Origin of the sequence: Streptomyces sp. NPDC047042, assembly GCF_040644035.1 — a bacterium.
Lineage (GTDB): Bacteria > Actinomycetota > Actinomycetes > Streptomycetales > Streptomycetaceae > Streptomyces.
In genome coordinates this window covers 146,398-172,422 of record NZ_JBEYVP010000016.1, presented here as the reverse complement: position 1 = coordinate 172,422, position 26,025 = coordinate 146,398, and the positions used below count along the sequence as shown (strand labels likewise).

Annotated in this window: 25 protein-coding genes and 1 riboswitch; of the genes, 15 read left to right on the top strand and 10 right to left on the bottom strand. The window is 69.3% G+C overall.

Translation table 11 applies throughout. From position 1 onward, the window contains the following. Window positions 1-246: 246 nt before the first annotated feature. Complete coding sequence (gene sigR, locus ABZ855_RS20485; RefSeq protein WP_319210820.1) at window positions 247-927, top strand: RNA polymerase sigma factor SigR; 681 nt, start codon at window positions 247-249, stop codon at window positions 925-927. Then, window positions 924-1,217, top strand: a complete 294-nt coding sequence (gene rsrA / locus ABZ855_RS20480; RefSeq protein ID WP_360808690.1) for a mycothiol system anti-sigma-R factor — start codon at window positions 924-926, stop codon at window positions 1,215-1,217. The genes sigR and rsrA overlap by 4 nt, the downstream gene beginning before the upstream one ends. A gap of 75 nt (window positions 1,218-1,292) precedes the next feature. Here the strand turns inward: rsrA and ABZ855_RS20475 are convergent, their stop codons facing one another. Continuing rightward, the gene (locus ABZ855_RS20475; protein ID WP_360808688.1) at window positions 1,293-1,658 is read right to left on the bottom strand and encodes a hypothetical protein; all 366 of its coding nucleotides are present in this window, start codon (window positions 1,656-1,658) and stop codon (window positions 1,293-1,295) included. Between the two features lie 163 nt (window positions 1,659-1,821). Between ABZ855_RS20475 and ABZ855_RS20470 the strand changes: the two genes are divergently transcribed. The 8 genes from ABZ855_RS20470 to def all read left to right on the top strand — a co-directional run bounded on the left by ABZ855_RS20470 (window position 1,822) and on the right by def (window position 8,676). Next, window positions 1,822-2,187, top strand: coding sequence for a hypothetical protein (locus ABZ855_RS20470; RefSeq protein WP_360808686.1), 366 nt, complete (start codon window positions 1,822-1,824; stop codon window positions 2,185-2,187). 70 nt (window positions 2,188-2,257) lie between these two features. Further along, window positions 2,258-3,073 (top strand): hypothetical protein, encoded by an 816-nt coding sequence (locus ABZ855_RS20465; RefSeq protein WP_360808684.1) that lies wholly within the window; start codon window positions 2,258-2,260, stop codon window positions 3,071-3,073. Between the two features lie 221 nt (window positions 3,074-3,294). Beyond that, window positions 3,295-3,459, top strand: coding sequence for a hypothetical protein (locus ABZ855_RS20460; RefSeq protein ID WP_360808682.1), 165 nt, complete (start codon window positions 3,295-3,297; stop codon window positions 3,457-3,459). Window positions 3,460-3,477: 18 nt separating this feature from the next. Continuing rightward, a complete protein-coding gene (locus ABZ855_RS20455; RefSeq protein WP_360808680.1) occupies window positions 3,478-3,909 on the top strand; it encodes a roadblock/LC7 domain-containing protein in 432 nt (143 codons plus the stop codon). A 165-nt stretch (window positions 3,910-4,074) separates the two neighbouring features. Beyond that, entirely contained in the window at window positions 4,075-5,496 is a 1,422-nt protein-coding gene (locus ABZ855_RS20450; protein WP_360808678.1) for an HD domain-containing phosphohydrolase, read from the top strand. Further along, the gene (locus ABZ855_RS20445; RefSeq protein WP_360808676.1) at window positions 5,493-6,719 is read left to right on the top strand and encodes an HD domain-containing protein; all 1,227 of its coding nucleotides are present in this window, start codon (window positions 5,493-5,495) and stop codon (window positions 6,717-6,719) included. Before ABZ855_RS20450 ends, ABZ855_RS20445 begins: the two co-directional genes overlap by 4 nt. Before the next feature lie 157 nt (window positions 6,720-6,876). Next, window positions 6,877-7,857, top strand: coding sequence for a hypothetical protein (locus ABZ855_RS20440; RefSeq protein WP_319210836.1), 981 nt, complete (start codon window positions 6,877-6,879; stop codon window positions 7,855-7,857). Window positions 7,858-8,025: 168 nt separating this feature from the next. Beyond that, the gene (gene def, locus ABZ855_RS20435) at window positions 8,026-8,676 is read left to right on the top strand and encodes a peptide deformylase (RefSeq protein ID WP_360808673.1); all 651 of its coding nucleotides are present in this window, start codon (window positions 8,026-8,028) and stop codon (window positions 8,674-8,676) included. 28 nt (window positions 8,677-8,704) lie between these two features. On the opposite strand, the gene ABZ855_RS20430 is transcribed toward def, so the two are convergent. Beyond that, window positions 8,705-9,667, bottom strand: a complete 963-nt coding sequence (locus tag ABZ855_RS20430) for a helix-turn-helix domain-containing protein (RefSeq protein ID WP_360808671.1) — start codon at window positions 9,665-9,667, stop codon at window positions 8,705-8,707. 93 nt (window positions 9,668-9,760) lie between these two features. On the opposite strand from ABZ855_RS20430, the gene ABZ855_RS20425 reads away from it, so the two are divergent. Further along, window positions 9,761-9,982, top strand: coding sequence for a hypothetical protein (locus ABZ855_RS20425; protein ID WP_360808669.1), 222 nt, complete (start codon window positions 9,761-9,763; stop codon window positions 9,980-9,982). On the opposite strand, the gene ABZ855_RS20420 is transcribed toward ABZ855_RS20425, so the two are convergent. The 7 genes from ABZ855_RS20420 to ABZ855_RS20390 all read right to left on the bottom strand — a co-directional run bounded on the left by ABZ855_RS20420 (window position 9,949) and on the right by ABZ855_RS20390 (window position 19,558). Continuing rightward, window positions 9,949-10,521: a hypothetical protein gene (locus ABZ855_RS20420; RefSeq protein WP_360808667.1), complete on the bottom strand. Its 573-nt coding sequence runs from the start codon at window positions 10,519-10,521 to the stop codon at window positions 9,949-9,951. The genes ABZ855_RS20425 and ABZ855_RS20420 overlap by 34 nt on opposite strands. A 105-nt stretch (window positions 10,522-10,626) precedes the next feature. Beyond that, window positions 10,627-12,696 carry a putative Ig domain-containing protein gene (locus ABZ855_RS20415; protein ID WP_360808665.1) on the bottom strand — a complete coding sequence of 690 codons (2,070 nt, stop codon included), beginning with the start codon at window positions 12,694-12,696 and terminating at the stop codon, window positions 10,627-10,629. A 331-nt stretch (window positions 12,697-13,027) separates the two neighbouring features. Continuing rightward, window positions 13,028-14,044: a ribonucleotide-diphosphate reductase subunit beta gene (locus tag ABZ855_RS20410; protein WP_360808663.1), complete on the bottom strand. Its 1,017-nt coding sequence runs from the start codon at window positions 14,042-14,044 to the stop codon at window positions 13,028-13,030. Further along, complete coding sequence (locus ABZ855_RS20405; RefSeq protein ID WP_360808661.1) at window positions 14,044-16,410, bottom strand: ribonucleoside-diphosphate reductase subunit alpha; 2,367 nt, start codon at window positions 16,408-16,410, stop codon at window positions 14,044-14,046. Before ABZ855_RS20405 ends, ABZ855_RS20410 begins: the two co-directional genes overlap by 1 nt. 125 nt (window positions 16,411-16,535) lie before the next feature. After that, a riboswitch (cobalamin riboswitch) is annotated at window positions 16,536-16,677 on the bottom strand. Between the two features lie 122 nt (window positions 16,678-16,799). After that, window positions 16,800-18,428: a monocarboxylate uptake permease MctP gene (mctP, locus tag ABZ855_RS20400; protein ID WP_360808660.1), complete on the bottom strand. Its 1,629-nt coding sequence runs from the start codon at window positions 18,426-18,428 to the stop codon at window positions 16,800-16,802. Beyond that, entirely contained in the window at window positions 18,425-18,703 is a 279-nt protein-coding gene (locus ABZ855_RS20395; protein ID WP_319210851.1) for a DUF3311 domain-containing protein, read from the bottom strand. The genes mctP and ABZ855_RS20395 overlap by 4 nt, the downstream gene beginning before the upstream one ends. Before the next feature lie 90 nt (window positions 18,704-18,793). Then, window positions 18,794-19,558, bottom strand: a complete 765-nt coding sequence (locus ABZ855_RS20390) for a GntR family transcriptional regulator (protein ID WP_319210853.1) — start codon at window positions 19,556-19,558, stop codon at window positions 18,794-18,796. A gap of 400 nt (window positions 19,559-19,958) precedes the next feature. Between ABZ855_RS20390 and ABZ855_RS20385 the strand changes: the two genes are divergently transcribed. From ABZ855_RS20385 to ABZ855_RS20370, 4 genes are all read left to right on the top strand, one after another. Next, window positions 19,959-21,245 carry an extracellular solute-binding protein gene (locus tag ABZ855_RS20385; protein ID WP_360808657.1) on the top strand — a complete coding sequence of 429 codons (1,287 nt, stop codon included), beginning with the start codon at window positions 19,959-19,961 and terminating at the stop codon, window positions 21,243-21,245. Window positions 21,246-21,358: 113 nt separating this feature from the next. After that, window positions 21,359-22,357, top strand: coding sequence for a sugar ABC transporter permease (locus ABZ855_RS20380; RefSeq protein ID WP_360808655.1), 999 nt, complete (start codon window positions 21,359-21,361; stop codon window positions 22,355-22,357). Continuing rightward, window positions 22,354-23,214, top strand: coding sequence for a carbohydrate ABC transporter permease (locus tag ABZ855_RS20375; protein WP_360808654.1), 861 nt, complete (start codon window positions 22,354-22,356; stop codon window positions 23,212-23,214). The genes ABZ855_RS20380 and ABZ855_RS20375 overlap by 4 nt, the downstream gene beginning before the upstream one ends. Before the next feature lie 10 nt (window positions 23,215-23,224). Continuing rightward, window positions 23,225-24,706, top strand: a complete 1,482-nt coding sequence (locus ABZ855_RS20370; protein ID WP_360808652.1) for a glycoside hydrolase family 3 protein — start codon at window positions 23,225-23,227, stop codon at window positions 24,704-24,706. 141 nt (window positions 24,707-24,847) lie between these two features. Here the strand turns inward: ABZ855_RS20370 and nagB are convergent, their stop codons facing one another. Next, window positions 24,848-25,633 (bottom strand): glucosamine-6-phosphate deaminase, encoded by a 786-nt coding sequence (gene nagB / locus ABZ855_RS20365; RefSeq protein WP_360808650.1) that lies wholly within the window; start codon window positions 25,631-25,633, stop codon window positions 24,848-24,850. Window positions 25,634-26,025 lie beyond the last annotated feature (392 nt).

Here is a 26,025-nt window from a genome sequence, read left to right as displayed (position 1 = left end):
TTGTGCGGATCAGACACCACGAGCGTGGAGTGACCGTTCGTACGAGAGGAAGTCCGCCGCATGGGTTCGACCACCTGCCCGACTCGTCGCAGCAGCGCTGACCTGGACTGGACGGTGCTGCACGCGTCGAAGACCGGGCCTATCAGGCCGGCGGGCGGACACAATGTTCACGCCTCTCCGACCGCAGGTCGTCTATCCTCCGATTCGAGTGGGATCGGTTTCGGTTCCATCACGTCGTCTGAGGAGGTGGGTCCGGTCACTGGGACCGACGCGGGGACCGAACACGGTCAGGCGGAGCAGCCCGAGGGCCAGGGCAGGAGTGAGTCGACCGTCGAGCGCAGCGCGCGCTTCGAGCGGGACGCGCTCGAATTCCTCGACCAGATGTACTCGGCCGCGCTGCGCATGACGCGCAACCCGGCCGACGCCGAGGACCTGGTGCAGGAGACGTACGCCAAGGCGTACGCGTCCTTCCACCAGTTCCGTGAGGGCACCAACCTCAAGGCGTGGCTGTACCGGATTCTCACGAACACGTTCATCAACTCGTACCGCAAGAAGCAGCGTGAACCCCAGCGCAGCGCGGCCGAGGAGATCGAGGACTGGCAGCTCGCGCGTGCCGAGTCGCACATGTCGACCGGTCTGCGCTCCGCCGAGTCGCAGGCGCTCGACCACCTGCCCGACTCGGATGTCAAGGAAGCCCTCCAGGCCATCCCTGAGGAATTCCGCATCGCGGTCTATCTCGCGGACGTAGAGGGCTTTGCGTACAAGGAGATCGCGGACATCATGGGGACACCCATCGGTACGGTGATGTCCCGGCTGCACCGCGGCCGTCGTCAGCTGCGCGGCATGCTGGAGGACTACGCCCGTGACCGTGGCCTCGTCCCGGCCGGTGCCGGAGAGTCGAACGAAGCGAAAGGCTCGGGCTCATGAGCTGCGGAGAGCCGCACGAGACGGACTGCAGTGAAGTACTCGATCATCTCTACGAGTTCCTCGACCGGGAGATGCCGGACTCGGAGTGCACCAAGTTCGAGGTCCACTTCGAGGAATGCTCTCCGTGCCTCGAGAAGTACGGGCTCGAACAGGCCGTGAAGAAGCTCGTCAAGCGCTGCTGCGGCCAGGACGCCGTGCCGACCGACCTGCGCGCCAAGGTCATGGGGCGGCTCGACATGATCCGATCCGGCGAGTCGGTACCCGAGCACGACGTGGCTGCCGAGAGCTGACCCACGCCTGTACGTCGTCGGCCCCGCACCAGCGGGGCCGATCGTCGTTTGCGGCGTCGTTTTCGGGCTGCGACGTCAGACGTCCAGGCCGTTCTCGATTCTCTTCAGGCTGTGCCGGGCCAGCGCCAGGTTGCTGCGCGACCGGTCGAGCGCGATGTACAGGAAGAGCGCGCCCTTGCTGCTGGCCAGCGGGCGGATCAGGTGGTACTGCCTGCCCAGCGTGATCAGGATGTCCTCGATGCTGTCGTTCATGTCCAGCGAGGCCAGCGTGCGCATCTTCGCCCGTACGACCTCGGTGTTGCCCGCCGCCGCGAGTTCCAGGTCCAGGCCCGGGCCGCCACCGAGCGTGCCGAGCGACATACCGCTGTCGTAGTCGACGAGCGCGACTCCGAGTGCCCCGTCGACGGCCATGGCTTCCTTGAGCGCTGTCTCGATGTTCATTCTGCTGCCCCAATTCCTCAGTGACGCTGACCGGTCGCTGTCCGTGCAACTACGATCGAACTCAAGCGACTTACGGGTCGCAAAACATCAACTTTGGTGTGCGGTACGAAAGTTGTCGTTCAAAGTACTGCGCAGCGGTCGTACGCGAAGGGGGAATGGCGAAATGTCGACGGCAGTTGAGGCTTCGCTGGCCAGGTTCCTCGACTCCCCCGGCGTCACCGGTGTCGCCCTCGTCGACGCCGTCACCGGCCTCACCTACGGAGTGGCGGGAGACACCGCCGAGGCCGGCGACGGCCAGGAGAGCTCCGAGTTCGCCGCCCTCGTCGCCGAACGGCTGGGCCGGGCGGGCGCCGAGGGCGAGTTGGAGAGTGTCGTCACGACCAGCGTGCGACGCCATCAGGTCCTGGTCATGGTGGGCCGACCGGCCGGGGATCCGCTGCTGCTGACGGCCGGGCTCGACCGGGACCGGGCCAATCTCGCGCTCGCCGCGCGCAGCGTGGGGGACCTGGCCGCCGAGGTGCTGGCATGAGGGGCCCGACCGGCCCGGCCGGCACGGAGGGCATGACTCGTACGAAGGGTGCGAGAACGCGGGTGGGTGCATGAGGGCGTCCGCCGCGCGCAATCTGCCCGCGCTGCTGCTGGAGCTGCGCGAGGAGCGGTTCAGCGGCACGGTACGGGTGGAAGGCACCCCGGGTGGCACGCTCCAGCTGCGCGACGGGCTGGTGGGCGCCGTCGAGACACCGGGAGCGCCGACCGCGACCTCGGTACTGCTGACCTCGGGCCGGATCGGCGACGAGGACTGGCTCGCCGCGTGCGCCGCACAGCGCGACGCGGACCTGCTCGGTGAACGCCTGGTGTCCGACGGGCTGGTGGGCGCGGGCGAGCTCGAAGTCATCTGCACGGCCGCCGTGTTCGACGGAGCCTTCGCCATGTCACTGGGCGCGCTGGGCAGTTGGCAGCTGAGCGAACGGGAGCCGGCGGTTCTCGCCCGACCGGGCGTGGAACCACGGCGGTTGACCGACGAGACCACCCGGCGTATCGCGCTGCTCATCCGCCTGTGGGGACCACCGGGCGATCTCGCCCGGGTACGTCCCGTACCGGGTACGGGAGTTGTGGAGGGGCCGCTGTCGGCGCGGCACGAGAACATTCTGAACCAGGTCAACGGGCGCCGTACGGCCCGGGACATCGCCTTCGCGCTGGGGCGCGGGCTGTACGCCGTGATGCTGGACCTGATCCGTATGCAGACGCTCGGGCTCCTCAGGTGGGAGACCCCGACCGTCCCCGGTGGTCGGCCCAGCACGGCGCCACGTGTCACCCCCGGCCGTACGTCGGCCGCCGGCCCGCCGCCGGTGCCGTCGAGAACCGAGCCGCTGCCGAGGCGTATGCCCCGTGGCGGAGAGAAAGGGGGGAAGTGAGTGCGGACGATGGAAGAGATGACCCAGGCACCGACCGAGGTGCCGACGGCGGCACCGAGCGGGGCGCTGACGGCAACACTGACGAAGACACTGGCGGAAACGCCGACCGGAACGTCGACCGGAACGCCGACAGGAACGTCGACCGGAACGCCGAAGGCAGCACTGCGGGAAACACCGAGGGAAGCGCCGACGGAAGTGCGGCGGACCCCGACCACCAGGGTGTGACGACACCCTCTCTGCCCGTACGGAAGCCGCTTCCCGTACGCGGTGCGCCGAACCCCGCCCTGCTGGGCCCCACGGCCGAAGAACTGGCCGCCGACCAACCCTCTGTCGAGACGCTGCGGCGAGTCCGCCGCGCGTTGCGCGCTCTGCCGGAGCCCGACTGACCGCAAGGAGTACGTCCCATGGGTCCCCTGAGCCCCCCGAGTCCCCTGAGCGACAATCCCGACCCACAGCCCCCTCAGTCCTCCCAGCTGACCGGCATCCTGGTCTCGTTGCGGGACCGGGTGCTGGGAGTCTCCGAGAGCGTTCTGTCCACGGTGGACGGCCTTCTCGTCGTGGCCGACGCGGAGACCGTGCACCCCGAGTCGGTCGCGGCGCTCGCCGCCGCCACACTCGGAGTGAGCCGTCGCATCGCCGACCAGGCGAAGGTCGGCGCGCTGCGTGAAGTGGTCGCCCGGTGCGGTTCCGGGCACGTCATCGTCCTGGCCGTCGGCGAACGCGCGCTGCTGACCGTCGTGGGCGACGACGGGCTGGACATCGCCGCGTTCCAGCGTGAATCCCCGGCCACGGTCGAGGAGTTGACCAAGGTGCTGGCCGCGGATGTGGCGTACTGACGGCGTGCCGCCGTATGGCGCGGAATGACGGCGGCTCACTCTAACGGGCTAATCTGCGGTTCCTGAGGCCTGAGAATCGCCCAATGCCTCCATACGGCCGCCGTCGGCCGCCCTATCCTCCTTGACCCGGAGCCTGAACAGGCGAAACTCGGGGGAGGGAGCGCCATGCGGTCGATCACACCGTGGGCGCGCGTCTACGTCGTCGCCGTCGCCGTGGGGGCCGTCCTGTGCGCGGCGCCCGTCCGGTTCGCGCACGCCCCCTGGGGCGCCGTGGCGCTGTTCGCCGCGCTGTGCGCGGCGTGCGAGCAGCTCGCGGTCGGCCGGTTCGGCGCGGGCCGGGGATACGGGAGTCCCGGCGCCGAGGCTCCCGGGGGCGCCGTCGGCGGTCCGCCCCGCTGGCACACGCCCGTCCTGCTCGCCGGGGCGTTCCTGCTGCCGCCCGAGGCAGCCGCGCTCGTGCCGCTGCCGGGCGCGCTGCTGGTGCGGGGCGGCGAACACACGCCCTGGCCGCGTCGGCTCTGGCGGGCCGGACAGCTCGGGATCGGCGCCTGGACTGCCTCGCGGGTGCACGGAGCCCTCGGCGGGCCGGACACCGTCGTCTCCGCCGACTTCCCGTACACCCTGGCCGCTGCCGGAGTGTCCGTGGTCGCGTTCTGCCTGGTCCTGGCCCTGCTCGACGGAGGCATCCTGGCGCTCGCCGAACAGGTGCCGGTACGGCTGGCCTGGCGGGGACTGTTCGTACGGTCACTCGTGCCGGTCGGTGTGCACGGGCTCGCCGGGCTGATGATGGCCGTCCTGTGGCGCAGCCCCTACGGGCCCCTCGCCGCGCTGCTCGTGCTGTTGCCGATGTGGGTGTCGTGGTGGGTCTTCGCGCAGTACCACCGGGAGCGGGCGGCACACCAGGCCACGATCAGAGCGCTCGTGCAGGCCGTCGACATCAAGGACGGGTACACACGCGGGCACAGTGAACGGGTCGGGCAGGCGTCGATGATGATCGCCCGGGAACTGGGCATGGACGAGGAGCGGGTGGAGGTTCTTCGCTTCGCCGGGATCCTGCACGACGTCGGCAAGCTGGGCGTTCCCACCCGGCTGCTGCGCAAGGACGGGCCGCTGACCCCCGAGGAGCGGCGGGTGATCGAGCTGCACCCGGAGTACGGACACGAGATGGTCCGGGGAATCGGCTTCCTCGGGGAGGCCCGGTCGGCGATCCTGCACCACCATGAGCGGCTCGACGGCAGCGGGTACCCCTACGGGCTCGTCGGCAGCCAGATCCCCGAGTTCGCGCGCGTGGTCGCCGTCGCCGACGCGTTCGACGCGATGACGTCGACGCGGTCGTACAGCAGGGCCCGGCCTGTGGAGGTGGCCCTGGCGGAACTGGAGAGGTGCGCGGGGACGCAGTTCGATCCGGTGATGGTCGGGGCGTTGGCGCGGGCGCTGGCTCGGCGTGGGGGGTGGCATCCGGCGGTGACAGCGGACTCCGTCCAGTCACCATGTGATTACCCACCCGCTCCGCCCGTTTCCAGTCCGACAACAACGCACCCCAACGGCCTTCCCGGGCAGGTAAGCAGTAAGGGCGGGGTGAGATGAGGAATCTTGTTGGCGGCACCGCCGCCCTCCTCACCCTTCTCTCCCTCTCCCACACCCTCTGGTGCGGGGTCGACCAACCCGCCGTCGCGTTCTCCTTCGGGCTGCTCGTTCTGCTCGGGGAGCTGACCCGGTGGAGTGGGCCCGAGTCGCGGGAGGCGGCGCCGCTCGCCGTCGCCGGGGCGCTGTCGTACGCGCTGCTCGGGGAGGACGCCGGACGGGCCACGCACCACGGCGCGCTCCAGGTCGTCACCGTCGTCGTCGCGGCCACCCTCGTCGGCTGCGTACCGCACGTCGCACGTGGCCAGGGGCCGACCGCCGACCATCTCACCCGCCGTGTGCTCACCACCGGCTTCGCCGCCGTCTGCTTCCAACCCCTCTACAACCAGGGCGTGTTCGAGGCCTGGGGCGGTCCCGCGCATGTGCTGCTGCTCGTCGCGCTGCTCGGGCTCACCGCGCTCTGCGACGCCGTACTCGCCGCCGCGCTCGCGCACTCCCGCACCGGCTGGCCCTTCGGTCCGCTGCTGCGGGACGAGCTGCGGGCCGTGCTGGGGATCGGGACCGCCGTGTGCGCGACCGGGGTGGTCATGGCGCTCGCCGTCGGTGTCGTCGGGCTCTGGGCGCTGCCCGTCTTCTCGCTGCCGCTGCTTCTCACCCAGTTCGCCTTCCGGCGGTACGCGGCCGTGCGGGCCACCTATCGGCAGACGATCGCCTCCCTGGCCCGCGCCACCGAGATCGCCGGGTACACCCCGGCCGGGCACGCCCGGCGGGTCGCGGTGCTCAGCCGGGCGGTGGGGCGAGAGCTGGGGCTGTCCGAGGCGGAGCTGACCGTGCTGGAGTACGCGGCCCTGATGCACGACATCGGGCAGCTCAGCCTTGTCGACCCGGTCCCGGCCGGGGCCACCGCCGTACTCCCGGTAGCGGAACAGCGCCGGATCGCCCTGCTCGGCGGGGCCGTCGTACGGCAGACGGGGGTGGACGCCGCCGTCGCCGTGGTCGTGGAACGGCAGGCCGATCCCTACCGGGAGCAGCCCATCTCCGCGTGCGTCGTACGGGCGGTCAACGCGTACGAGGAGATGGTGCGGGACGCCGGAGCCGGCGGACCGCTGCGCGCGCTCGAGGAGCTGCGGCTCGGGACGGGACGGGACTATCGACCCGAGGTGGTGGAATCCCTCGCCCGGGTACTCGCCAGGAATGGCGGAGTCGTCCACGAGCACATCGGCTGAAGGTGGTGGTGGGACAGGGGTGGACGGTCTTACGCTGCCCTCGGTTGGGTAACCCATGGGTAATGAGCGCCCCTCCAGCGGTCCGTGGTTGGATGCGAGGGAGAGGCTGTACGGGGGCAGAAGCCGGCCCACTCCACGGCACTGGCAGGCGGGAATCGTGAGGATCTTCGGCAAGGGGCGGCACCGGCCCTCCGCCTCATGGCGGCAGGCCACCGACCGGGCGTTCACGCTGATCGGCGACGGTAGGTACGAGGACGCGGGAGCGTTGCTGACACGTGCCGCCGATCTTGAACCCTGGCTGTCCGAGTCCTGGTTCAACCTGGCCCTGCTGCACAAGTTCCGGCACGACTGGGAGCAGGCCCGGGCGGCCGGTCTGCGCGCCGTCGCGCTGCTCGACCGGGAGACCGGGGCCCCCGATTGGTGGAACGTGGGCATCGCGGCCACCGCCCTCCAGGACTGGTCGCTGGCCCGGCGTGCCTGGCAGGCGTACGGGCTGCGGGTGCCCGGCGGTGCCACCGCCGCCGGTGAGCCCGCCGGGATGGAGCTGGGCAGCGCGGCCGTACGGCTGTCGCCGGAGGGCGAGGCCGAGGTCGTGTGGGGGCGGCGGCTCGACCCCGCCCGTCTCGAGGTGCTGTCGATCCCGCTGCCGTCCTCCGGGCGGCGCTGGGGCGAGGTCGTGCTGCACGACGGGGTGCCCCACGGGGAGCGGACCACCGCGGCCGGGCATTCGTACCCCGTCTTCGACGAGATCGAGCTGTGGGCGCCCTCGCCGGTGCCGACCTGGGTGGTCCTCCTGGAGGCCGCCGCGGAGGACGACCGGGACGCGCTGGAGCGGCTGGCGTCCGACGCCGGGTTCGCCGCGGAGGACTGGTCGTCGTCGGTGCGGTTGCTGTGCCGGATGTGCTCGGAGTCGCGGATGCCGTCCGACGAGGGGGACGGGGAGCATCTTGATCCCCACGATCACAGTGAGCCGGGGCATCCCGGGCCGCTGGGGCATCGGACGGACGGGCAGTTCTGGGCGCCCGAGCGGGAGTGTGGCATTGCTGCCCCGGCCTCGCTTGTGAGGGGGTTGTTGGACGGGTGGGTCGCTGACAGTCCGGAGACTCGGGACTGGCGGGATCTGGAAGAGGTTTGTTAGGGGTTGTTGCCGGGTGCGGGTTCGGTGGGGGCTTGTCGCGCAGTTCCCCGCGCCCCTACAGGGCGCGCCCCTGACGGGCGCGCTCCTGCGGGGCGGCCCCCAGGGCCTGCTCCCCGTACCCTGTATCAGCAACTCTCCCCCGCTTGTTTGAGGAAGGCATCGTCGGTCATGGCGCAGCAGGACACCGATCAGCAGCACGTGGGCGTGCTTCCCGTGGACGACGAGGGTTTCGTCATCGACACCGAGGACGGGGAGGAGCGTGAGGCCGCCTGGCGTGAGCGGGGGACCTCCCGGCCCATCACGGTCGTCGGGAACCCGGTGCTGCACAAGGAGTGCCAGGACGTCACCGAGTTCGGCGCGGAGCTGGACCAGCTGGTCGCGGACATGTTCGCCAGCCAGCGCACCGCCGAGGGCGTGGGTCTGGCCGCCAACCAGATCGGCGTCGACCTGAAGGTCTTCATCTACGACTGCCCCGACGACGAGGGCCAGCGGCACACCGGCGTCATCTGCAACCCCAGGCTCGTCGAGCTGCCCGCCGACCGGCGGCGGCTGGACGACAGCAACGAGGGCTGCCTCTCCGTGCCGACCGCGTACGCGCCGCTCGCCCGGCCCGACTACGCCGAGGTCACCGGGCAGGACGAGAAGGGCAACCCGATCAAGGTGCGCGGCACCGGCTACTTCGCGCGCTGTCTGCAGCACGAGACCGATCACCTGTACGGGTACCTGTACATCGACCGGCTCTCCAAGCGCGAGCGCAAGGACGCCCTGCGGCAGATGGCCGAGAACGAGCCCCGCTACCCCGTGGTCGCGAACGACTGAGAACCCCTGCGGCCTACCAGGCGTACGCTCAGGCGGCCTCCGGGCCCTTGAACGTACGCCGGTACGCCTGCGGGGTGGTCCCCAGCGACCGTACGAACTGGTGGCGCAGCGCCGCCGCCGTGCCGAACCCGGTGCGCCAGGCGATGGCGTCCATCGTCTCGTCCGTCGCCTCCAGCAACCGCTGTGCCAGCAGTACCCGTTGCCGCAGGATCCAGCGGTAGGGCGTGGTGCCGGTCTCCTGCTGGAACCGGCGGGCGAAGGTGCGGGGCGACATATGGGCGCGCTCGGCGAGCTGCTCGACGGTCACCTCCTCGTCGAGATGGCGTTCCATCCACACCAGCACCTCCCCGACGGTGTCGCACCGCGACCGGGGCAGCGGCCGCTCGATGTACTGGGCCTGCCCGCCGTCCCGGTGCGGCGGTACGACCATCCGGCGGGCGATGGCGTTGGCGACCTCGGGCCCGTGCTCCTCCCGGACCAGGTGCAGACAGGCGTCGATCCCGGCGGCCGTGCCGGCGGAGGTGATCACCGGCCCCGCGTCGACGTACAGCACGTCCGGCTCGACCCGGATCAGCGGATAGCGCCTGGCCAGCTCGTCCGCGTGCCGCCAGTGCACGGCGCACCGCCGGCCGTCCAGCAGTCCCGCGGCGGCGAGCACGAAGACCCCGGAGCAGACGCTGAGGACCCGGGCCCCCCGGTCCACCGCCCCGCGCAGGGCGTCCAGCAGCTCCGGCGGGTACTCGCGGTCCACATAGGTCTGGCCGGCCGGTACGGCGATCAGGTCGGCGCTCTCCAGACGCTCCAGCCCGTGTTCCGTACCCACGGAGAAGCCCGCGTGGGTGGTCAGCGTCGGGCCCTCGGCCGAGGCCACCGCGAAGTCGTACACCGGCAGGCCCTCGTCGCTGCGGTCGAGGCCGAAGACCTCGCAGACGACCCCGAGTTCGAATGGATGCACCCCGTCGAGCAGGACGACGGCCACGTTTTCGAGCATGCTGCCAGTGTGCCTCGGCATTGGCAGGAAATCGAGGGTGTGCGGCAGTCCTGCCACTGACGGTCAGGAGTGTCCGGCGCCAGACTGATGTCCATGAACACAGCAACGGACAACATCGTCGGAATCCTCGTCGTCGTCGCGATCTTCGTGGCCCTCGCCCTCCCGTCCCTGATCGGCATCGCGAAGGACCGTCGCATCGACCGTCAGATACGCGAGGCCGAGCGAACTCGCCGGGAAGCCGAGCGAATCGGACCAACGGAGCTTCCCGCACGGCGGCGCCCCTACTTCACCACCACGGTGACCCGCCACTCCTGAATCCCCCGGCACGAGACCCGGCCCGGCTCGGTGGCGCACAGCGGCCGCGTGGACTCCAGCCGGGTCCTGCCCGCCGACACGGCCTCGAAGGCGGCGCTCGCGTCGCCGGGTCGCAGGACGATCCCGCTGTTGGCGGCCTCCAGGCCGGAGCCGCTCGCGGTGAGCGGCTTCCACGGCCGCTCGGAGGTTCCGTCCAGACTGATACGGACGGTGTCGCCCACCGCCAGGCACACCGTCCGGCCGCTGTCGCGGGCGGCGAGCGTCGCCGTTGCCGCCGGCGCACAGTCTGTGGGACTCGGGTCCGTGGGACCCGGCGTCGGGCTCGTCTTCGGGCTCGTCTTCGGGCTCACGCTCGCGCCAGGGCTCTGACTCTGGCTCTGGCTCTGGCTCGTCGTGGCGGAGGGCGACACGCTGATGCCGCCGCCCTTGCCGCTGTCGGTCGGGTCGGCGCAGCCCGCGAGAGCGATGGCGAGGGCCAGTACCGGGACGGCGGGGGCCGCGTGGCGGCGGATCGTGTGGCGGCGGGTCGTTCGACGCATGGGGAAAGCCTCCTTCCGCTGTTCGACGTGTGACCCGCACATCCGGATCCACACCGGAGCCCCGGCCGCGAAGGCGGCGACCGGGGCTCTGTGGCACAGCGGTGGTCAGCTGGTCGTGACGGCGGTGTCGTCGACGACGAAGCTGGTCTGGAGCGAGGAGTCCTCGACCCCGCTGAACTTCAGGGCGACGGTGGAGCCTGCGTACGAGGAGAGGTCGAAGGACTTCTGCGCGTAGCCCGAGGCGGCGTTGAGGTTCGAGTACGTCGCCAGGGTGGTCGATCCGGCGGTGACCGTCAGCTTGTCGTAGGCGCTGCTGGTGGAGGTCTCCTTGGTGTCGATGTGCAGGTAGAAGGTGAAGGTGGCCTTGCAGCCGGTGGGCACGGTCACCGACTGGGACAGCGTGTCGGTGTGCGCGGAGCCGTAGCCGTCCAGCCAGGCGTAGTACGAACCGGCGTGCGCCGCCTCACTGGTGGAGTTGCTGATGACACTGCTGGACGCGGTCCAGGTGGTGTTGCCCGACTCGAAGCCGGGGTTGCCGAGCAGCTGGGAAGAGGTGCAGGTGCTGCTGCTCGACCCGACGGTCCAGCTGAAGGAGGCGGAACCGGAGGCACCGGTGCTGTCGCTCGCGGTCACGGTGACCTGGTAGGTGCCCGCGGTGGACGCCGTACCGGAGATCAGGCCGGTCGAGCTGATCGACAGCCCGGTCGGCAGGCCGGTCGCGCTGTAGGTGAGGGCCGCCCCCGCGCTGTCGGTCGCGGCGATCTGCAGGCTGACCGCACTGCCGGTCGTGGTGGACCGGCTGCCCGGGTTGGTGACGGTCACGGTGTTGCCCGTGCTGGTGGTGCCCGAGGTGAAGGCGGTGGTGCCGTTGGGGGTGCCCCAGCCGGTCGGACCGTCGTAGCCGGTGGTCGCGGTGCAGAAGTACGAGGTCGAGCACGAGCCGTTGTTGCCGCTGGTGACGTCGTACAGGTTGCTGGTGTGGCTGTAGGGGTACTTCGCCGGGTAGTCGCTGGAACCCGGGGTGCCGGCCAGCGCGTACACGCCCGCGATGATCGGTGCCGAGGCGCTCGTACCTCCGTAGACGGCCCAGCCGGAGCCGCCGTAGGTGTCGTAGACCGCGACGCCGGTGGCCGGGTCGGCGACCGCGGAGACGTCGGCCTCCATGCGCTTGGAACAGCCCGTGTCGGTCTGCCAGGCCGGCTTCGGGTCGTACGCCGAGCAGCCGGAGCCGGTGCCCTCGGTGCTGCTGGTCTTCCACACGGACTCGGTCCAGCCGCGGGAGTTGGAGGACGTGGTCAGGGCGGTGCCGCCGACGGCGGTCACGTACTGGGAGGTCGCGGGGTACTCGGCGCCGTAGGCGCTGTCACCGGCGCTGACCGTGATCGCGACACCGGGGTGCTTGAAGTACGAGGTGTCCTCGCTCGTCTGGGAGGAGGCCTCGTCGCCGCCCCAGCTGTTGGACACGAACTTCGCGCCGAGCGTCACGGCCTCGTTCTCGGCGATGCCGAGGTCGGTGTCGTTGGCGGAGTTGGCCTCGACGAGGATGATGTTGCAGTTGGGGCAGACGGCGCTGACCATGTCGAGGTCGAGCGCCTCTTCGCCGGCCCAACCGGTGTCGTTGGTCGGCAGCGAGGTCGTCGAGCCGGTCTGACTCACCTGCTTGAAGCAGCCGTTGGCCTTGGTGCAGGCGGACAGGCCGAACTGCGACCGGTAAGTGCCGAGGTCCGCCTCGGCGTTGGGGTCGTTGTACGCGTCGACGACGGCAACTGTCAGGCCCGAGCCTCCCGTTGAGGGGAGGTTGTAGGCGCTGTGCAGGTTGGCCGGGCTGAGCCCGGAGGGCGCGGCGGCAGCGGCCGCGCTCGCCAGTCGCTGCTTGATGTCGGTCCGGCGCTGGGCGAAACAGGAGACCTGACCGGGCTCGGCGGCGGCGCACAGATGCGTGGTCGGCACCTTCTGGCCGGCCTTGCCGGTCGAGTGGAACGTCTGCCGGTCCGGGGAGGTGAGGGCCCTGGAGTTCTGGCTGACGTGGGAGGTGGGCGCGACCGCGCGCGCCGCGGGCGCGGCGTGCGCCGGCGCCGCGACGAGTCCGGCGAGGCTGAGGGCGAGGGCGGGTGTGGCGACGACCAGAAGTCTTCGCAGGCTCCGCCTGGGCTTGTCGGTGCGTGTTTTACGCATGGGGGTTACTGCCTCCGTCGTTGGAGTGGGGTTCTCGACGCTGGTGGCAGGCCTGTGACGCGCGTAGCGGCGGCAGAGCGCAGTCGTCAGGGGCATGACACATGGAGCGGTCCGTGATGCCGGTGTACGCATGACCGGATGGCCAGAAAGTAGCCCGGGCCGACGAGACCGGAACAGATGCCTCAGAAGAACTTTGCCGCTCCATAGGAGGTCCATGGACGGCCGATGGACGGTCCATGGATTACGAGACCGAACCGACGGACGAGGCCGAACCGACGGTGCCGGGCCGCCTGTTGGGCCCGGCACCATCTGCACCATCAGTGGCGCAACGTCAGAAGTCCTCGTCGAGGTCGACCGTGCCCTCCACGGCCACCTGGTACGCCGACGGGCGGCGCTCGAAGAAGTTGGTCAGTTCCTGTACGCCCTGCAACTCCATGAAGGAGAACGGGTTTTCGGACCCGTAGACCGGAGCCAGCCCGAGGCGCACCAGACGCTCGTCGGCGACACACTCCAGGTACTGGCGCATCGACTCGGTGTTCATCCCCGGCAGCCCGTCCCCGCACAGGTCGCGGCCGAACTGGAGCTCGGCCTCCACCGCCTCCCGCATCATGGCGGTCACCTGCTGCTGGAGCTGCTCGTCGAACAGCTCCGGCTCCTCCTTGCGGACGGTGTCGACCACCTCGAAGGCGAAGCTCATGTGCATCGTCTCGTCCCGGAACACCCAGTTGGTGCCGGTGGCAAGACCGTGCAGCAGACCCCGGCTGCGGAACCAGTAGACGTACGCGAAGGCACCGTAGAAGAACAGGCCCTCGATGCACGCGGCGAAGCAGATGAGGTTGAGCAGGAACCGGCGGCGGTCCGCCTGGGTCTCCAGCCGCTCCAGCTTCTCGACCTCGTTGATCCACTTGAAGCAGAACTCGGCCTTCTCGCGGATCGACGGGATGTTCTCCACGGCGTCGAAGGCCGCAGCCCGGTCGTCGGGATCGGGGAGGTAGGTGTCCAGGAGCGTCAGATAGAACTGGACGTGCACGGCCTCCTCGAACAGCTGGCGCGACAGATACAGGCGCGCTTCCGGCGAGTTGATGTGCTTGTAGAGGGTCAGGACCAGGTTGTTGGCCACGATCGAGTCGCCCGTCGCGAAGAACGCGACCAGCCGGCCGATCATGTGCTGCTCACCCTCGGACAGCTTCGCCAGGTCGGCGACGTCCGAGTGGAGGTCGACCTCCTCGACGGTCCAGGTGTTCTTGATGGCGTCCCGGTAGCGCTCGTAGAAGTCCGGGTAGCGCATGGGGCGCAGGGTCAGCTCGAAACCCGGGTCGAGAAGGTTCTGATTCTGGTTCGTGGGCATTACTGGCAGGCCTCGCAGGACTCGGGGTTCTCAAGGGAGCAGGCGACGGCGTCGGGGTCGGCGGCCTGCTGGACGGGGACGGTGGCCTGCGCGGCGCGGGCGATGCGGGTCGCCGGGCGCGAGCGCAGGTAGTACGTCGTCTTCAGGCCCGACTTCCAGGCGTACGCGTACATCGAGGAGAGCTTGCCGATGGTCGGCGTCTCCAGGAACAGGTTCAGGGACTGCGCCTGGTCCAGGAACGGGGTCCGGGCGGCGGCCATGTCGATGAGCCCGCGCTGCGGGATCTCCCACGCCGTCCGGTAGAGGGCGCGTACGTCGGCCGGGATCCACGCGAAGTCCTGCACCGAGCCGTTCGACTCGCGCAGCGCCTCCCGGGTGCGGGCGTCCCACACGCCGAGTTCCTTCAGCTCCCGCACCAGATAGGAGTTGACCTGGAGGAACTCGCCGGACAGCGTCTCGCGCTTGAACAGGTTGGACACCTGCGGCTCGATGCATTCGTACACACCGGCGATCGAGGCGATGGTGGCGGTGGGCGCGATCGCGAGGAGGAGCGAGTTGCGCATGCCGACCCGGGCGATACGTTCCCGCAGCGCCGACCAGCGCTCGGGCCAGGTCAGCTCCACGTCGTAGTGGTCGGGGTGCAGGACGCCCCGGGCGGTACGGGTCTTCTCCCAGGCCGGCAGCGGGCCGTTGCGCTCGGCGAGGTCGGCGGAGGCCTCGTACGCGGCGAGCATGACGCGCTCGGCGATCCGCGTGGACAGGGCCCTGGCCTCGGGTGAGTCGAAGGGGACCCGCAGCTTGAAGAAGACGTCCTGGAGGCCCATGGCGCCCAGGCCGACCGGGCGCCAGCGCGCGTTCGAGCGGCCGGCCTGCTCGGTTGGGTAGAAGTTGATGTCGACGACCCGGTCCAGGAAGGTGACGGCGGTACGGACGGTCTCGTCCAGCCGCTCCCAGTCGATGTCCCCGGCGGCCGTGTCGACGAACGCGCCCAGGTTCACCGAGCCCAGGTTGCAGACCGCCGTCTCCCCGTCGTCCGTGACCTCCAGGATCTCGGTGCACAGGTTCGAGGAGTGGACGACGTTGCCCGGCTCGGCCGTCTGGTTGGCGGTGCGGTTGGCCGCGTCCTTGAAGGTCATCCAGCCGTTGCCGGTCTGCGCGAGGGTACGCATCATGCGGCCGTACAGATCGCGCGCCGGGATGGTCCTGCGGGCGAGCCCGGCCTCCTCGGCCTTCCGGTAGGCGGCGTCGAACTCGGCGCCCCACAGATCGACCAGCTCGGGCACGTCGGAGGGGGAGAAGAGCGACCAGAGCGCGTCCGCGTTCACCCGGCGCATGAACTCGTCCGGGATCCAGTGCGCGAGGTTCAGATTGTGCGTACGCCGGGCGTCCTCACCCGTGTTGTCGCGCAGCTCCAGGAACTCCTCGATGTCGGAGTGCCAGGTCTCCAGGTAGACGGCGGCGGCACCCTTGCGCCGGCCGCCCTGGTTCACGGCGGCGACGGACGCGTCCAGCGTCTTCAGGAACGGCACGATGCCGTTGGAGTGCCCGTTGGTGCCGCGGATCAGCGAACCCCGGCTGCGGATACGGGAGTACGACAGTCCGATGCCGCCGGCGTGCTTGGAGAGGCGGGCGACCTGGTGGTAGCGGTCGTAGATGGAGTCCAGCTCGTCGATCGGGGAGTCGAGGAGGTAGCAGGACGACATCTGGGGGTGCCGGGTACCGGAGTTGAACAGGGTGGGGGAGGAGGGGAGGTAGTCGAGGCGGCTCATCAGCCGGTAGAGCGCGGCGACTTCGTCGAGGGCCCGCTGACTGTCGTCCTCCGCCAGACCGCTCGCCACGCGCAGCATGAAGTGCTGGGGAGTCTCGATGACCCGGCGCGTGATCGGGTGGCGCAGGAGATACCGGCTGTGCAGCGTCCGCAGCCCGAAGTACCCGAAGCGGTCGTCGCCCTCGACGTCGATCAGGGCGTTCAGCCGGTCCGTGTGCAGCCGTACGAACTCGGCGGTGCGGTCGGCGATCAGGCCCTCCCGGTGTCCGACCTCGACCGACCCGGAGAAGGAGGTGACGCCCTGTGAGGCGGCTTCCGCGGCGATGGTGACGGTCAGCAGCCTGGCGGCCAGCCGGGAGTAGGCGGGGTCCTCGGAGATGAGGCCGGCCGCCGCCTCGGTGGCCAGCTCGCGCAGCTCCGACGCGTCGGCCCGCGCGGACCGGCCGCGCAACGCGGCGGCGGCGACCCGGCCGGGGTCGGTGTCGGGGAGGTCGGCGGTCAGCTCGGTCAGGGTCCGCAGCAGGGCGGCACCGGGACCGTCCGTCTCGACCGCGTCCACTGGGTTCGCTGAAGCCGGTTCGGCTGGCGCGATGGTCACAGGGGGGCTCTCCCTCGCTCGGCACGGGGCCTTGCGGAGGGCAGCGGGGCACACGGACGCCATACGGGTACGCGCGCGTCCACCGGCCCACTCCACGAGGCCCGGACGTCAGGCACCCGGACCGGTCGGCCGGGCGCACTGTCGGCAGGTCCTCGGACTGACCACGCGCACAAACATGCACGAGTACACCGTTGCGGGACAGTTCCGGATTCCCACCGGATTCCCCTGCGACGACAGCGAGCACGAGCATACATCTTGTGCCGGGCCCGGAAAGCACCCCCACATGTTGTGTCGAAACGGCGAGTTGAGCAGCTTTTAGGGGCGCGGGGAACTGCGCGACAAGCCCCCACCGGGCCCGCGGACAAAAATCCACGGACCCGGCGGAGCCATCAGTGCGCCGAGCCAGCCGTGGCCGGCGGCAGTTCCACCGCCACCCCCGGATCCCCCGCATCCGCCGTGTAGTCCGACGCCTTCGTCTCGTCCACCCCATCCGGCGCCTTCAGCGCCCTCAGCACAAACGTAAGGACCACCGTGACAACGACGTTCAGGACGAACGCCGTCAGCCCGATGTACCCGATCTCACCGATCCCCGGAATCTCCTTCGCGCTGCCCCCGAAGTGCTTCTGCGTCGGAGACGCGACCCCGTACGCCGCCAGCGTGCCGTACAGCATGCCGACCGCCCAGCCGGCCAGCAGCGCCCAGCGGTGGAACCAGCGGGTGAACAGGCCGCCCACCAGCGCCGGGAAGGTCTGCAGGATCCAGATGCCGCCCAGCAGCTGGAAGTTGATGGCGACCGTCTTGTCCATGGTCAGGACGAAGACCAGCGCGCCCACCTTCACCAGGAGCGAGACCAGCTTGGAGACCTTCGTCTCCTGTTCCGGAGTCGCATCGGGCTTGAGGAAGTCCTTGTAGATGTTCCGCGTGAAGAGGTTCGCCGCCGCGATGGACATGATGGCCGCCGGGACGAGCGCCCCGATGCCGATCGCCGCGAAGGCCACGCCCGCGAACCAGGACGGGAACATGTTCTCGAAGAGCTGCGGGATCGCCAACTGGCCGTTGGTGACCTTGACTCCGGCCGCGATGGCCATGAAGCCCAGCAGTCCGAGCAGGCCCAGCATCAGCGAGTACAGGGGCAGGATCGTGGAGTTGCGGCGGATCACGTCACGGCTGCGGCTGGAGAGGACCGCCGTCACGCTGTGCGGGTACATGAACAGCGCGAGCGCCGAGCCGAGCGCCAGCGTGGCGTAGGTCCACTGCGAGGCCTCGCCGGGAGCGATTGCCCCGCGCGGTTTGCCGGTCGCTGGGCTGGTCTGGGAGAAGGCGTCGCCCGCGGCCTTGAAGATGTCGTCGAAGCCGCCCAGCTTGATCGGGATGTAGATGATCGCGACCGCGATGACGAGGTAGATCAGCCCGTCCTTCACGAACGCGATCAGTGCGGGGGCCCGCAGACCGGACGAGTACGTGTACGCGGCCAGCACACCGAAGGCGATCAGCAGCGGGAGGTCCTTGACGAACCAGTTGGTGTCCGCGCCGCCGCCGACACCCATCACGTCCAGCACGGCCTGGATGCCGACCAGTTGAAGCGCGATGTACGGCATCGTCGCCAGGATGCCGGTGACGGCGACCGCCAGCGACAGCCCCTTCGAGCCGAACCGGCCACGTACGAAGTCCGAGGTGGTGACGTACCCGTGCCGGTGCGAGACCGACCACAGCCGGGGCAGGAACACGAACATCAGCGGGTAGATGAGGATCGTGTAGGGCACCGCGAAGAACCCGGCCGCGCCCGCCGCGTAGATCGCCGCAGGTACGGCCACGAAGGTGTACGCCGTGTAGAGGTCGCCGCCGAGCAGGAACCAGGTGACCCAGGTGCCGAACGACCGTCCGCCCAGGCCCCATTCGTCGAGGCTGTGCTCGTTCTCGGCCTTGCGCCAGCGCGAGGCCATGAAGCCGATGACCGTGACGGCCAGGAAGAAGATGATGAAGACGGCTAGTGCCACGCCGTTCACGCCGTCCTTCACGCGTCCGCACCACCCTTCGAGGCGGCACGGGCGCGCTGGTCACGCTGCCAGAGCTGGTAGGCCGTCATCGTCAGCACGGTGGATATGACCACCCACAGCATCTGGTACCAGTAGAAGAACGGTATGCCTATGAAGGTCGGGTCGACCTTCGCGTACGAGCCCACCCACAGCATCGAGACGAAGGGTGCGAAAAGGCAGAGCCCGATGACGACGCGCATCGGAGTCACCACCGGTTGTTCCGCCACCGGTTGTCTCACTTCAGGCGCTTCTGACATGTCACGGCCTCCGTCCCCTCACCGACTACCTGTGATCACTAGTGCAACGCGCAGGAAATCTACGGGACGGCCTCGCTTTATGGAACAGCCCTAGTCCAGGGGCCGCTTGAGCCGCGCCACGAACTTGTAGCGGTCCCCCCGGTAGACGGACCGCACCCACTCCACCGGCTGCCCGTCCTGGTCCAGCGAGTGCCGGGACAGCATCAGCATCGGCAAGCCCACGTCGGTGCTGAGCAGACCGGCCTCGCGCGGGGTGGCCAGGGAGGTCTCGATGGTCTCCTCGGCCTCCGCGAGGTGGACGTCGTACACCTCGGCGAGGGCCGTGTACAGGGAGGTGTACTTCACGAGTGACCTGCGCAGGGCCGGGAAGCGCTTCGCGGAGAGGTGGGTGGTCTCGATGGCCATCGGCTCGCCGTTCGCCATCCGCAGCCGCTCGATCCGCAGGACACGCCCGCCCGCCGTGATGTCGAGCAGCTCGGCGAGGGTGTCGTCGGCGGTGATGTAGCCGATGTCGAGGAGCTGCGAGGTGGGTTCGAGGCCCTGGGCGCGCATGTCCTCGGTGTACGAGGTGAGTTGCAGCGCTTGGGAGACCTTCGGCTTGGCGACGAAGGTGCCCTTGCCCTGGATGCGTTCGAGCCGGCCCTCGACGACCAGTTCCTGGAGGGCCTGACGGACCGTCGTGCGGGAGGTGTCGAACTCCGCGGCCAGCGTGCGCTCGGGCGGGACGGGAGTGCCGGGTGCCTGGGTCTCCGTCATATCGAGCAGATGCTTTTTCAGACGGTAGTACTTGGGCACGCGCGCGGTACGGACGGTAGCCCCACCCTCGTTCTCCGCACTGCTCACGTCGGTGCTCATGCTCCGCCTTCCCGGCTTCTGGTGCCGTTACGCCGGCGCCCCGCCGGTCGAAGTTCACATCGTGGCACGGTCGGCGCCGCGATTGACCTCCGAATGGTCCGGGCGGACCCCCGCGCGCTCCGTGATCCCCTCTGTATACCTTCACGCCCCCCTCTGGTCTAGTCCACCGCGGGGAAAGCCGCGCCAAAGACGGTCGGCAAGCACCCCGCTGGAGTGGTCTACCTCGTTCCGGATGGATGGGCGGGGTATTTCCGCCACTTTCTTACTTAAAGGTTCCTGCATATGTAGGTCGCATAACGGCTGGTCAAAGCCATTCCAGCACCCTTGACACGCCGTTTGGTCTGAGCCAAGCTCCGCCTACTGGTCTACACCATTGGTCCAGGTCCCTGAGGAGGGTGGCGTGAAGCGCAAGCTGATAGTCGCGATCGGTATCGCGGGCATGATGGTCTCCGTCGCGGCATGTGGGGGCAGTGACGGCGGCAGCTCGGACAAGTCCGGGGCCGACGCCAAGGAACTGACCGTCTGGTTGACCGTGGACGCGCAGAACAACTGGCCCGAGCTGGTGAAAGCCGCCGACGCCACGCTGACGAAGGCGCACCCCGGCGTAAAGATCAACCACGAGTACTACGGCTGGCCCGACAAGAACGCCAAGCTCGACGCCGTCCTGGCCACCGACAAGGCCCCCGACGTGGTCGAGATGGGCAACACCGAGATGCTCGGCTACATGGTCAAGGGCGCCTTCGCCCCCGTCGATCCGGCGAAGTTCGAGAACTCGTCCGCCTGGCTCGACGGCCTCAAGGCCTCCGTCACCTACGACGGCAAGACGTACGGCGTCCCGTACTACGCCGGTGGCCGGGTCGCCAACTGGCGCAAGGACGTTGCCGCTTCGGTCGGCGTCAAGTCGGTGCCGAAGACGTACGCCGAACTCACCTCCGACCTGGACAAGATCCAGAAGAAGGAGGGCGACAAGTACAACGCCTGGTACCAGCCCACCCGCGACTGGTACGCCGCCATGTCCTTCGTGTACGACGCCGGCGGCTCGATCGCCGAGGAGTCCGGCGGCCAGTGGAAGGCGAGCCTCTCCTCCCCGGAGTCCGTCAAGGGCCTCACCGAGTTCAAGAACGTCGTCGACAAGTACATGCACGGCGACAAGACCAAGGACGAGTCCGACCGTTACATCGTCTACGGCCAGGGCAAGACCAGCATGATCTTCGGTGCCGCCTGGGAGGGCGCGACCGCCGAGACGCCGGAGAACGACAAGACCGGCAAGCTCAAGGGCAACCTGGAGAACTTCGTGATGCCCGGCCCGTCCGGCAAGAACATGCCGGTGTTCCTGGGCGGTTCGGACCTCGCCATCCCGGTGAAGTCGAAGGCGCAGAGCCTCGCCGCCGAGTGGATCAACGCCTACACCGGAGCGAGCGGCCAGAAGGGCCTGATGGCCAAGGGCAACCTGCCCAACAACAAGACCGACCTCGCCACCCTGAAGAACGACCCGGCGACCGCGGTCCCGGCCACCGCGGCCGAGTCCAACTGGTTCGTGCCGATGGCACCGGGCTGGGGCCAGGTCGAGAAGGCCCAGATCCTCCAGACGATGCTCCAGAACATCGGCACCGGCAAGGAGACGGTCGAGGCCGCCGCGAAGGAAGCGGACGCCGCGATCGACAAGGTCATCAACGTCACGCAGTGAGCCGAGGCGGGGCCCTGTCACGGGGAGGGCCCCGCTCGCTCGCCGTCTGATCGCCCATGACGTGGGCGATTGCAACGACCGTACGACCTGAGGGACCGCTGAGGAGTGCGCGGATGAGTGCCGCTGATACCACCACACCTGCCAAGCTGCCGCCGCCGACGCGGCACACGCCGCCGTCACCGCCGCCCGCTTCGGACGCGAGACCCGCGAGACGGACGTCGAGGACGACCGCCGCGATCCCGTGGGCCCTGCTCGCCCCCTGTCTGCTGATCCTCGCGCTGGTCCTCGGCTATCCCCTCGTACGTCTGGTCACCCTGTCCTTCCAGAAGTTCGGGCAGTCCCAGCTGTGGGGCTTCCAGCCGGCCGAGTGGGTGGGCTTCAGCAACTTCGGCAAGGTGCTCGGCGACAGCGAGTTCTGGGACGTCGTCGTGCGCACCGTCGTCTTCGCGGTCGGCTGCGTCGTCCTCACCATGGTCGGCGGCATGCTGATCGCACTGCTGCTCCAGCGGGTGAGCGGCTGGCTGAAGACGCTCATCAACATCGTCCTGGTGGCCAGTTGGGGCATGCCGATCATCGTGGCGACCACCGTCTTCAAGTGGCTGTTCGACTCCGACTACGGGATCGTCAACGCGCTGCTGAGCAAGCTGCCGGGCGTCGAGCTGATCGGCCACAACTGGTTCGCGAGCGGACCTCAGGGCCTGGCCGTGATCATGCTGCTCGTCGTCTGGGGCGCGGTGCCCTTCGTGGTCATCACCCTCGGCGCGGGCCTCACCCAGGTCCCGAAGGAACTGGAGGAGGCGGCCAGACTGGACGGCGCCGGCGCCTGGGGCGTCTTCCGGTACGTCACCCTGCCCATCCTCAAGCCGATCATCGTGATGCTCACGACCCTGTCGGTCATCTGGGACATGGGCGTCTTCCCCCAGGTGTTCGTCATGCGGGGCGGCCACCCGGAGGCCGAGTTCCAGCTCCTGACCACCTACTCCTACGACCGCGCCTTCGCCGTCAACGACTACGCCCAGGGCTCGGCGATCGCCCTGCTCACCGTGGTGCTGCTGCTCGGTGTCGTCGCCGTCTACATGCGCCAGATGCTGAAGATCGGAGAGGTCGAATGAGTGCGGTAGCCCCCTCCGTGCCCCGCAAGCCCGGGAAACCCCGCAAGTCGAAGGCCGGCTGGAACCTTCTCGGCCTGCTCGTGTTCCTGACGGCCGGCTTCCCCGTCTACTGGATGCTGAACACGGCCGTCAAACCGGCGAAGGACGCGATCGACCCCGACCCGAGCCTCCTGCCGACGGGCCTCACCCTCGCCAACTTCCGCCGCGCCCTGGACATCGCCGACTTCTGGGGCCCGGTCGGCCGCAGCCTCATCGTGTCCCTGACGGTGGTCGTGATCGGCATCGTCGTCGGCATGCTGGCGGCCCTCGCCATCTCCCGCTTCGCCTTCCGCGGCCGAAAAGTCGTCATCGTCGGCATTTTGGCCGTCCAGATGGTCCCCCTGGTCGCGATGATCATCCCCGTGTTCCTGCTGCTCAACGACCTCGACCAGTACGACCGCCTGTCCGGCCTGATCATCACCTACCTCACCTTCATCCTTCCGTTCACGGTGTGGACCCTGCGCGGCTTCATCGTCAACATCCCGAAGGAACTGGAGGAGGCGGCGATGGTCGACGGCTGCTCCCGCACCACCGCCTTCCTGCGTGTGGTCTTCCCCCTCCTGGCCCCCGGCCTGGTCGCCACCTCGGTCTACGGCTTCATCCAGGCCTGGAACGAGTACCTCTACGCCCTGATGCTGATGAGCCAGAAGAACCAGACCGCCACCGTCTGGCTCGGCAACTTCACCACCAAGCACGGCACCGAGTACGCCCCGATGATGGCCGGCTCCACGATGATGGCCGTGCCGATCGTCGTCCTCTTCCTCCTCGTCCAGCGCAAGATGGCCGCGGGCCTGACCGCTGGCGCCGTGAAGGGATAACCCCCACCCCATGACGACTCTCGCCCGGCGCCCGGACACGTTGACCCGCGACGCGCTCACCGTCCTCCAGCCCGGCTTCCCCGGCACCACCGCCCCCGACTGGCTGCTGCGCCGCCTCGGCGAAGGCCTCGCCTCCGTCGGCCTGTTCGGCCGCAACATCACCTCCCCCACCCAACTGGCCGCCCTCACCGCCCAGTTGCGTGCCGAACGCGAAGACGTCCTGGTCGCGATCGACGAGGAGGGCGGCGACGTCACCCGACTGGAGGTCCGCACCGGCTCCTCCTTCCCCGGCAACCACGCCCTGGGCGCGGTCGACGACACCGAGCTGACCCGGCAGGTGGCCCATGAACTCGGCCGCCGCCTCCGCGCCTGCGGGGTGAACCTCAACTGGGCCCCGTCGGCGGACGTCAACTCCAACCCCGCCAACCCCGTCATCGGCGTCCGCTCCTTCGGCGCCGACCCGGAGCTGGTCGCCCGCCACACCGCCGCCTACGTCACCGGCCTCCAGGCCGCGGGCGTCGCCGCCTGCACGAAGCACTTCCCGGGCCACGGAGACACCTCGGTCGACTCCCACCACGCCCTTCCCCGCATCGACGCGAGCCGCTCCGTCGTCCTCGAACGCGAGCTGTCCCCGTTCCGCGCCGCTTTCGCCGCCGGCACCAAGGCGGTGATGAGCGCCCACATCCTGATCCCCGCCCTGGACCCCGACCGCCCGGCCACCCTCTCCCACCCGGTCCTCACCGACCTGCTGCGCGGCGAACTCGGCTACACCGGCCTGATCGTCACCGACGGCATGGAGATGCAGGCCATCGCGGGCACCTACGGCATCGAACGCGGCAGCGTCCTCGCGATCGCCGCCGGCGCCGACGCCATCTGCGTGGGCGGCGGCCTCTCGGACGACGAGACGGTACGCCGTCTGCGAGACGCCCTGGTCAGGGCCGTCCGCACCGGCGAACTCCCGGAGGACCGCCTTGCGGACGCGGCGGAACGCGTCCGGACCCTGTCCCACTGGACGGCCTCGACCCCGAAGACCTCCGCCGCGACGCCCACGGAGGTGGGCCTCACAGCCGCCCGCCGAGCCCTGGAGGCAACACACTCCGGCCCCTACGAACCCCTCCGGGAACCCCCGTACGTGGCCGCCTTCACCCCCGTGGCGAACTTCGCCGTCGGCAACGAGACCCCCTGGGGCGTGGCAGCCGAGCTGGTACGCCTTCTCCCCGGCACCCGCACGGGCACCTTCACCGGCGAGAACGCGGGCCGGACGGCCCTGGCCGAGGCGGGCCAGAACCGTATCGTCGCCGTGGTCCGCGACGAACACCGCCACCCCTGGATGTCGGCGGCCCTGGACACCCTCCTGGCCGCCCGCCCGGACACGATCGTGGTGGAAATGGGCGTCCCCCAGGCCCCCCGCAGAGCCCCCCTCCACCTGGCAACCCACGGCGCGGCAAGAGTCTGCGGCCAGGCAGCGGCAGAATTCCTCACAGAAACCTGACCCACACAAAGCCAAAAGCGCCGGTCCCCCCGAAACCGGGGGGACCGGCGCTTTTTGTCTTTAGGGGCGCGGGGAACTGCGCGACAAGCCACAACGCCCCTGCACCCAACAACGAAACCGAACCCGGCAGACGCGAAAACCTCAGATCCCTTGCCACTCAGGCTTGTTGACAAAGGTGTGCCGAAAATAATCAGCGAGCTTCAACTTTGAAGCCGCCCCCTCATCGACAACCACAGTCGCATGCGCATGCAACTGCAGCGCCGACGCAGGACACACCGCGGCAAGCGGCCCCTCCACAGTCGCCGCCACCGCATCCGCCTTACCCTCACCCGTGGCCAGCAGCACGACATGCCGAGCCTCGAGAATCGTCCCGATACCCTGCGTGATCACATGGTGCGGCACCTGCGAGATGTCCCCGTCGAAGAACCGCGCGTTGTCCACCCGGGTCTGCTCGGTCAGGGTCTTGATCCGGGTCCGCGAGCGCAGCGACGAGCACGGCTCGTTGAACCCGATGTGCCCGTCGGTCCCGATCCCCAGCAACTGGAGATCGACCCCGCCGGCCTCGGCCAGCGCCCTGTCGTACGCCTCGCACGCGCCCCGCACGTCCTCGGCGGTCCCGTCGGGCCCCAGAAACGCGTCCATCCCGATCCCGAGCGGCTCCAGCACCTCGCGCCGCAGCACCGAGCGGTACGACTCCGGATGCTCGGCCGGCAGCCCCACGTACTCGTCGAGCTGCGCTATGCGCGCCCGGGACACGTCCACGGCTCCAGAGCCCACCTGGGCCGCGAGCGCCTGGTAGACGGGCAGCGGGGTGGAGCCGGTGGCCACGCCGAGCAGGGCCGTCGGCTTGTGCCGGAGCAGCTGTGCCATGGCCCCGGCGATGAGCTCGCCACCCGCCTTGGCGTCCGGAACGATGACAACTTCCACGCTGGGCCTGCCGATCTGAGAGAACCGTGTGGTTTAGACCAATCTAACAGACCCCGGTTACGGCGGAAATTGACCGGGAGATCCGCCCCCGCACAGGAACCAACAGAGCTAGGCTGCATGGAGGACGCTCGGATGTCCGACCAGTTCTTCCGGACTGCCCCGTGGAGTCCGTTCCGCTCGTGAAGTCACAGCAACAAACACACTTCAACGCATGGACACGGCTTGTGGTCTAGTCCACAATGCGTAGAAGTAGGGCGACCAAGTAGTACGACCAGAACTTCCGTCTTCCCCGCACAGGAGGACGGATTCGAGGAACCGGGGCTCTCTGCCCTGACTGCACCGGCTCCTCATCCATCGGCCGACCGGGACCGCACACCCCACGGCCGTTGCTG